We start from the raw sequence: 6,756 nt of genomic DNA, 5'->3' as shown, positions 1-6,756 counted from the left end.
GGACTGCGCGCGCGGATGGCCCAGACGCACAACCCGGGCCTCTACCTCGGCTCCGGCCTCGGCATCGCCTCCGGCTGGCTGTCCGGTGACCCGCTGCTGTACACCACTCTCGGCACCACCGGTGTCGCGGTCGGCTGGGCCGCGCTCGGTATGCGCCCGGGCCCGTGGCGCTGGCTGCCCGGGCAGGGCGAGCCGTGGGAATGGGTGACCCGCAGCAGCCGGCGCGGCTACCGGCGCCGGGTCCGCCGCATGCGCCGCCGCCTCGGCCTCGACCACGCCTACGGTCCCGCCGTCGGCTCCGACGGCCTGCTCGTGCCGACCATCGGCATCGCCGACGGCTGGCGCCACCGCGAGGACCGTGCCGCCCTGGTCCGTGCGGCGAAAGCCGACGCCTACCGCAAGCGGTCCGCGACGCTGCGCGCCATCTGGGCCAAGGGCCTTCCCGACTGGGAGCGCGGCTGGTGGCGCCGCTACAGCCCGACGGAGATGGCGCTGCGGGCCGGCCCGCTCGCGGCGATCCCCGCCAGCAGCTACATCGACGTGCCCTGGTGGGCCCGCCTCCTTGTCGCCTCCACCGCGGCGACCTGGGGAGCGCGGATGTGGGCGCTGCCGGACTCTGCGACGCCCGCGGCCGCCGAACACCCCGACGGCATCGACTGGTACCTGGCCCGCTGGGCTGAGTGGATCGCCTGCGACCAGGGCCCGCTGCCTGCGTCCAAGCTCACCGACGTCCGGCTGGACGAGGACCGGCTGACCGCGATCATCGTCTCCACCACCGCCCGGCCCGCCCTTGGCGTCGGCCAGGACGCGGTCTCCATCGCGTTCGAGGTCCCGCCGCGGGCGGTCAACATCTACCGTCCCGACGACATGCCGGCTTCCCGCGCCAAGCTCACCGTCAAACTGCGCAACAGGACTGGCGAGCTGGACATGAACGACCTGTCAGCGGTGTGGGAGGAGTACAGCCCCTACCACGGCAGCGAGTTGTACGACGCGGAGGAGACCGAGTTCGGCCGGCGCTTCAAGCTGCTGATGCCGCGCCGGGGGTCCTCGGTCGCCGACGTGCAGCCCCTCGCCATCGCCCAGGCCCTCGACATGGACGGTGAGGACGCCGTCTCCCACCTGCACCTGCGGGTGATCGACGCCCGCCGCGTCGAGGTCAACGAGATGTCCGTCAACCCGCTCCAGGACGGCGTCCCCCTGGACCCGCAGGCGCTGGTCATGGACGACCAGGGCTACATCACGGTCGGAAAGGACATTTACGGCGAGCCCGCCCGGTGGCGCCTGATGATCCCCAACGAGGGGAAATTCGGGCTCACCGGCCAGCAGGGCATGTCCGCCGTGCACTCCTTCTCCTCCGGCACCACCGGCTCCGGCAAGAGCAGCCTGGAGGAGACCCTCCTGATCGCCCAAATGATCAACGGGATCGTCGGGTGGCTGGCCGACGGCAAGTACGGCGCCGGTTTCGCCTCCTGGACCCACGAGCTCGACTGGATGGTCAAGAGCCACTACGGCGCCATGCTCATGGGCCAGGCCGCCGTCGACCTCGGCAAGTTCCGCTTCTCGACCCAGATGAAGATGCAGTGGCAGGACGCCGACGGCTACGTCATGGACGGCCGCAGCTTCTTCGTCCCCGGCGAGCCGTTCGCCCCGATGCAGGTCACCTGGGACGAGTTCAACGAGATGGTGATGGACCCACTCAAGGACCACGTCAACCCACTCCTGGCCTCCGGGTCCAACCTGGGCCGCCAGACACGGGGCGCCGGCATCGGCGCCCGGATCTACGTCCAGATCCCCAACCTCGACTCCATCGGAACCAACAAGCACGCCAACGCCATCCGCGACATGCTCCAGTCCGGCAACATCGCCATGTTCCGCAACGCACGCGCGGACATCGACGTGATGTCGCTCGGCTCCAGGACACCGAAGTTCCGCCTGGAGCCGATCCCGGAGACGTTCCCCAACGGCTCCGGCACCGGCGGCCTGGGCTACATCGCCGACGGCGCCGATCAGTACACCCAGTCCCGCATGATGTTCCACCCCAACCCGGTGCGCGTCGCCCGCGAACTGCCCCGGCCCACCCTCACCCAGGCCGAGGCAGACGCAATAGCTGGCATGAGCCCCGCCGGCATCGCCTACCTGCGGCGGGACGAGTACCGGCACATGGACGCCGGCGAGGAAGAGAAGTTCCTGCGCGACCTGGTCAAACAGGAAGACGCCAAGCGCGGCAAGAACACGACCATCATCGACCTCGCCCCCGCGCCCGCCACCCCCGGCGGCACAGACCTTGTCCTCGACGACGAGGACGAGGACCTGGACGCGCTGGTGCCACCCAGCCGCTCCGAACTCGTCTGGCACGCCGTCGACCGCGGAGCCCGACGCAACGGCGAGATCGCCAAGGTCACCGCCCTGAAGCCGCCCAACGTCGCAGGCGCCACGAAGCGACTGGAACGCCTCGGAAAGCTCACCAAGATCGACCGCGACTGGCACACCGTCGAGCCGATCGACGCCTGACCCGCCCCTCTCACAGAAATCGGAGATCAGCCATGTTCGCTCTCACCTCGTCCTCACTCGCCCTACTCGTCGCCATCGGCATCGGCATCTGGATGAAGAAGGACAGCAGCTTCCGCAAGCGGGAGGTCGCCGCCGTCTCGGTGTTCTGGATCCTCATGATGATGACGCCCCTCGGCACCTCAACCGTCGAGAAGGTCCACGAGATGTTCGGCCACGGGGCGACCGGGTTCAGCGAGACCGTCAACAACCTCTCCTCCAATTAAGACGACGCCTGCCAGGGAGGCAGCCCGCTTGGTGCAGCGGGCCGCCTCCCTGTGTCTTTCCACGCCTTCGGCTTCACAGCAAGGAGTCACACCCCATGGACGACCACCGCAAACACGGGCGGGAGCTGACCGCTCAGGAAGAATTCGAGTCGACCAGACTCCTCGCCGAGGGATACAGCGACACCACCCCCGTCGCCACCCGGTACAAAGACATCGTTCCCGCACCGGCCCAACCCACCGTGGGGAACGCCGTGCCCTTCGCCCAGCACGGACGCCCCCCCATGTCCCAGAAGACCACCGACCACGCCACCCTCGTGATCGTCTACACCTGGGGGGCGCTGCCGGTTGGCGGCGCCGTCTCCCTGGTGCTGTGGCAGCTGTCCAGCGTCAGCCCGATGCAGCTGACCTTCGCCGGCCTGGGTGCCGCAGGAGTCGTCATCGCGATCGGCGCCGCCGCCCGCATGATCGGGCGAGCCTTCCGAGACGGCGCCTCCGCCCTGCCTGACCACACGGTCAACCAGTACACCGGCACCGTCTACGTGCAGCACACCGAACTGCACACCAACACGCGCGGATTCGGGCGGACCAACAACCAGATCACCGACGGCCAGCAGTAGCCAGCCCGCCGGACACCACCAGCTCACGACGCGCTGACGTCTGCCTGTCCACCCTTCGGCTCCCGTCACGGGGCCGGGGGCGGGCAGGGAGCCGGAACAGCCAACGCGCCGCCTTTCCCCACCCCCCTTTGGCGGTCCGGTCTCGAGCACCCGGCCCGCAAACGCCCGCCCACAGCAGAGAAAGGCCCACTCATGATGCTGACCCTCTCCATCGCAATCGTCATCGTCGGCACCCTCTTCGTCCTGACCGGCCACGCCCGCAAGGCCCACATGGACAGGGCCAACATCACCGCGATGAAGGAGGCGGACGCCGCACTCGAGGCCAACTCGGACCGCGAGCGGGCCGCCGGCATCACCTACGAGACCGCGGAGCACCGGCGCCTGAGCCGTGCCGCGAACGAGGCCGCCGCCGAGGTCCCGTTCCGCTACGGCGGCACCAAGCGCCGCTGACCCATACCGCCCTACACCGATCCGAAGGAAGGGAGCCCGCACCTGCCCACCCTCGAACCCGCCAGGAACTCGAGAGTGCGCAGGGAGCCGGACCAGCCCCCGCCGACGGGATGAGGATGCACGTGACACTCCCCCGCCTAAAGGCGGGGGCTTCTCGGCTCGCGCCGGGAGGCTTCCTGCTTCATGGCCGACTGCCCGCCCGGAGTACTCCGTTGAGGTCTGACACCAGCTCCACGGGCCGACACCGCCAGTCCGGCGGCCAGCAGGTTCTTCGCCGCGTTTACGTCCCGGTCGTGGGTCGTTCCGCAGTCACACGTCCACGTGCGGACGTTGAGCGGCATCTTCTCCTGGAGGGTGCCGCAGCTGGAGCACAGCTTGGACGAAGGGAAGAAGCGGTCCACCGTGATCACTTCCCGCCCGTGCCACGCCGCCTTGTACTCCAGCAGGTTCCGGAACTCCGACCACGCCGCATCCGAGACGGCGCGGGCCAGACTCCGGTTCTTGACCATGTTCCGCACGGTCAGGTCCTCGATCACAATGGTTTGGTTCTCACGCACGAGTCGAGTGGTCAGCTTGTGCAGGCCGTCACGTCGGCGGTCGGCAATCCGGGCGTGGATCCTGGCGACCTTCTGCCGGGCCTTGCGCCGGTTGGCGCCATCGCCCTTGGCCTTCTTCGCCAGGCGGCGCTGGGCCAGAGCAAGGCGGGCACGGTCGCGGCGTTCATGCCTCGGGTTGGCGATCTTCTCGCCGGTGGACAGGGTCAGCAGATGGTCCAGGCCGACATCCACGCCCACCGCTGCTCCGTTCGCGGGCAGCGGCTTGAGGGCCGGGTCCTCGCACAGCAGGGAGACGAACCAGCGCCCCGTGCTGTCCTGGGACACGGTTACCGTGGACGGCTTCGCGCCCTCCGGCAGCGGACGGTGCCAGACGATGTCCAGCGAACTGGTCATCTTCGCCAGCGTCAGCTTCCCGTCCCGGAACCGAAACCCGCTGGTGGTGTACTCGGCAGACTTCCGGGACTTCTTCTTCGACTTGAAGCGCGGGTACTTGGCCCGCTTGCCGAAGAAGTTGGTGAACGCCGTCTGCAAGTGCCGAAGGCACTGCTGGAGCGGCACCGAGGAGACCTCGTTGAGGAACGCCAGTTCCTCAGTCTTCTTCCACGCCGTCAGCATCGCCGACGTTTCGTTGTAGTTGACCCGCTCCTGCCGCGCCCACGCCTCGGTACGGGCGGCGAGCGCCATGTTGTAGACCTTGCGGACGCAGCCGAACGTGCGCGACAGCTCCGCCGCCTGCTCGCCGGTGGGATAGAAGCGGTACCGATACGCCCGCTTCACCTGCGTCGTGGACACGCTCGCAAACTAATGGGACGGCAGCTAAGGATCAAATCCCGTGGGTCGGAGCACGGTCTTTCGCCCTGGCGGCGAAACCCCGCTCCTAGTCCTGCTCCGCAGGAACCTGTGTTTCCTCCCCCGGCTGAAGCCGGGGGTATCCACGAAGGAGACCTGATGAACACCACGAACCCATCCCAGGACGAGACCGCGGCCGTGACCGCGCTCCTCCTGACACGCCACCCGTCAGCAACCTTCGACACGACCGGCGCCGTCGCCACAGCAGGATTGCTCTGCTCCCCTGGTACACCCGACTCCGCGCAGACTCGCGTCTGCCACCGCGCCCCGTTCCCCAGCGTCTTCAACGGCCGCCCCTTCGCCGACGTCGAGGCCGAGGAACACGTCCTCGCCGCCACCTACGCAGACCTGCTGCGCGAAGCGGTCACCGAGCGACCCTCCGGCTGCCCCGGACTCCTCGTCTCGAAGAACACCATCGTCGCCGGGGAACTGCTCCATGGCTGACCACGACCCGCACCCGTTCAACTGCCCGGACTGCGCCGCCGCGCCGGGGCAACTGCACGAAGGAGGCTGCGACCACGCGCACTGCCCGGACACCGGCCGTCCGCGCGCGGTATGCGAACACGACGGCGCGTGCGCCAGCCGCTGGAGCGGCGACTTTGTCGGAGCCGCTGAATGCCGTGAGTGGGACTGGTGGCTCATCGAGGACCCCGAGCTCGGTCTCGTCCCGTGCCCCGCCGGCACCAAGGACGCCATCGAAGACTTCAACCGGCTGCTCACCCACGCCCGCTGGGATGCCGATCTGCAGCGCTACGTCCGCACCGACCTCACGACCATCTGACTCCGCGCCGTCGTGCGCTCCGTGAAGAGAGGGACACCCACCATGATCACCAACGCTGAGGGCAGGAACAGTCGTCACAAGCGGTGGCACCGCTTACAGCAGGTCCGCAGCTGGGTGACCGGCCGGACCCGCCAGGGATGGGCGAACCTGCCGAAGCTGTGGCGGCACGAAACCGTCCGCCACATGGCCTTCAGCGCCGGGATCATCCTCGCGGGTGCCTGGCTGCTGGGCCAGGTCGTGCCCCACGTCCCCGGATGGGCCGCGGCCATCAACGGGACGCTGGCCACCATCGACCAGCCGGTACGGCACTACCTCCTCACCCACACGCAGGCGCTGCCCATCACCGCCAGCGCCACCTACAGCGTCTGGCAGGCCGTTGGCTTCGCCTCTTTCGTCACCGGGGTCTTCTACAACGGCCCCGCACGGCTTGCCTGGACGATGTGGGGCGCCACCACCGTGATCATGGTGTGGATCGGAACCCCCGACCCCGGACGCCAAGTCGCTGCCGGACTCGCCCTCCTCGCCTGGGTCGCCCTGTCCGGCCTTGCGCTGCGCGGCCTGCGCCTGCGCCCAGCCGCCTTCGTCCAGGTCGACGTGCACAACGAGGCGCCGCCCCCGCCCGAGGTCGAGGTCCGCGCGGAGATCCACACGACGCAGCCCGAGCAGCCCCAGTATTTGCCGCCGTCGCCGAACTGACGTCTCCCTGTCCGCCCCCGCCATGGGGGCCG

Annotated in this window: 8 protein-coding genes; 7 read left to right on the top strand and 1 reads right to left on the bottom strand. The window is 68.9% G+C overall.

The window, feature by feature from the left end; genetic code table 11:
- From EEJ42_RS35980 to EEJ42_RS35965, 4 genes are all read left to right on the top strand, one after another.
- Nucleotides 1–2,511: hypothetical protein (locus EEJ42_RS35980; RefSeq protein WP_123106401.1), on the top strand; the 2,511-nt coding region annotated here is incomplete at its 5' end.
- A gap of 32 nt (nt 2,512–2,543) precedes the next feature.
- Nucleotides 2,544–2,774 (top strand): hypothetical protein, encoded by a 231-nt coding sequence (locus EEJ42_RS35975; protein WP_123106399.1) that lies wholly within the window; start codon nt 2,544–2,546, stop codon nt 2,772–2,774.
- A gap of 95 nt (nt 2,775–2,869) precedes the next feature.
- The gene (locus EEJ42_RS35970) at nt 2,870–3,391 is read left to right on the top strand and encodes a hypothetical protein (protein WP_123106398.1); all 522 of its coding nucleotides are present in this window, start codon (nt 2,870–2,872) and stop codon (nt 3,389–3,391) included.
- Between the two features lie 192 nt (nt 3,392–3,583).
- Nucleotides 3,584–3,841: a hypothetical protein gene (locus EEJ42_RS35965; protein WP_246097589.1), complete on the top strand. Its 258-nt coding sequence runs from the start codon at nt 3,584–3,586 to the stop codon at nt 3,839–3,841.
- Nucleotides 3,842–3,978: 137 nt separating this feature from the next.
- On the opposite strand, the gene EEJ42_RS35960 is transcribed toward EEJ42_RS35965, so the two are convergent.
- The gene (locus EEJ42_RS35960; protein WP_123106397.1) at nt 3,979–5,190 is read right to left on the bottom strand and encodes an RNA-guided endonuclease InsQ/TnpB family protein; all 1,212 of its coding nucleotides are present in this window, start codon (nt 5,188–5,190) and stop codon (nt 3,979–3,981) included.
- 156 nt (nt 5,191–5,346) lie between these two features.
- Here EEJ42_RS35960 and EEJ42_RS35955 point away from each other — a divergent pair, with 156 nt between their 5' ends.
- The 3 genes from EEJ42_RS35955 to EEJ42_RS51370 are packed head-to-tail and all read left to right on the top strand — an operon-like array spanning nt 5,347 to nt 6,724.
- Entirely contained in the window at nt 5,347–5,691 is a 345-nt protein-coding gene (locus EEJ42_RS35955; protein ID WP_123106396.1) for a hypothetical protein, read from the top strand.
- Nucleotides 5,684–6,028, top strand: a complete 345-nt coding sequence (locus EEJ42_RS35950; protein WP_123106395.1) for a hypothetical protein — start codon at nt 5,684–5,686, stop codon at nt 6,026–6,028. Before EEJ42_RS35955 ends, EEJ42_RS35950 begins: the two co-directional genes overlap by 8 nt.
- A 42-nt stretch (nt 6,029–6,070) precedes the next feature.
- Nucleotides 6,071–6,724, top strand: coding sequence for a hypothetical protein (locus EEJ42_RS51370; protein ID WP_184503438.1), 654 nt, complete (start codon nt 6,071–6,073; stop codon nt 6,722–6,724).
- Nucleotides 6,725–6,756 lie beyond the last annotated feature (32 nt).

It is taken from the genome of Streptomyces botrytidirepellens, assembly GCF_003721215.1.
Lineage (GTDB): Bacteria > Actinomycetota > Actinomycetes > Streptomycetales > Streptomycetaceae > Streptomyces > Streptomyces himastatinicus.
The sequence above is the reverse complement of the archived record's forward strand: the minus strand, read 5'-3'. Positions and strand labels throughout refer to the sequence as shown.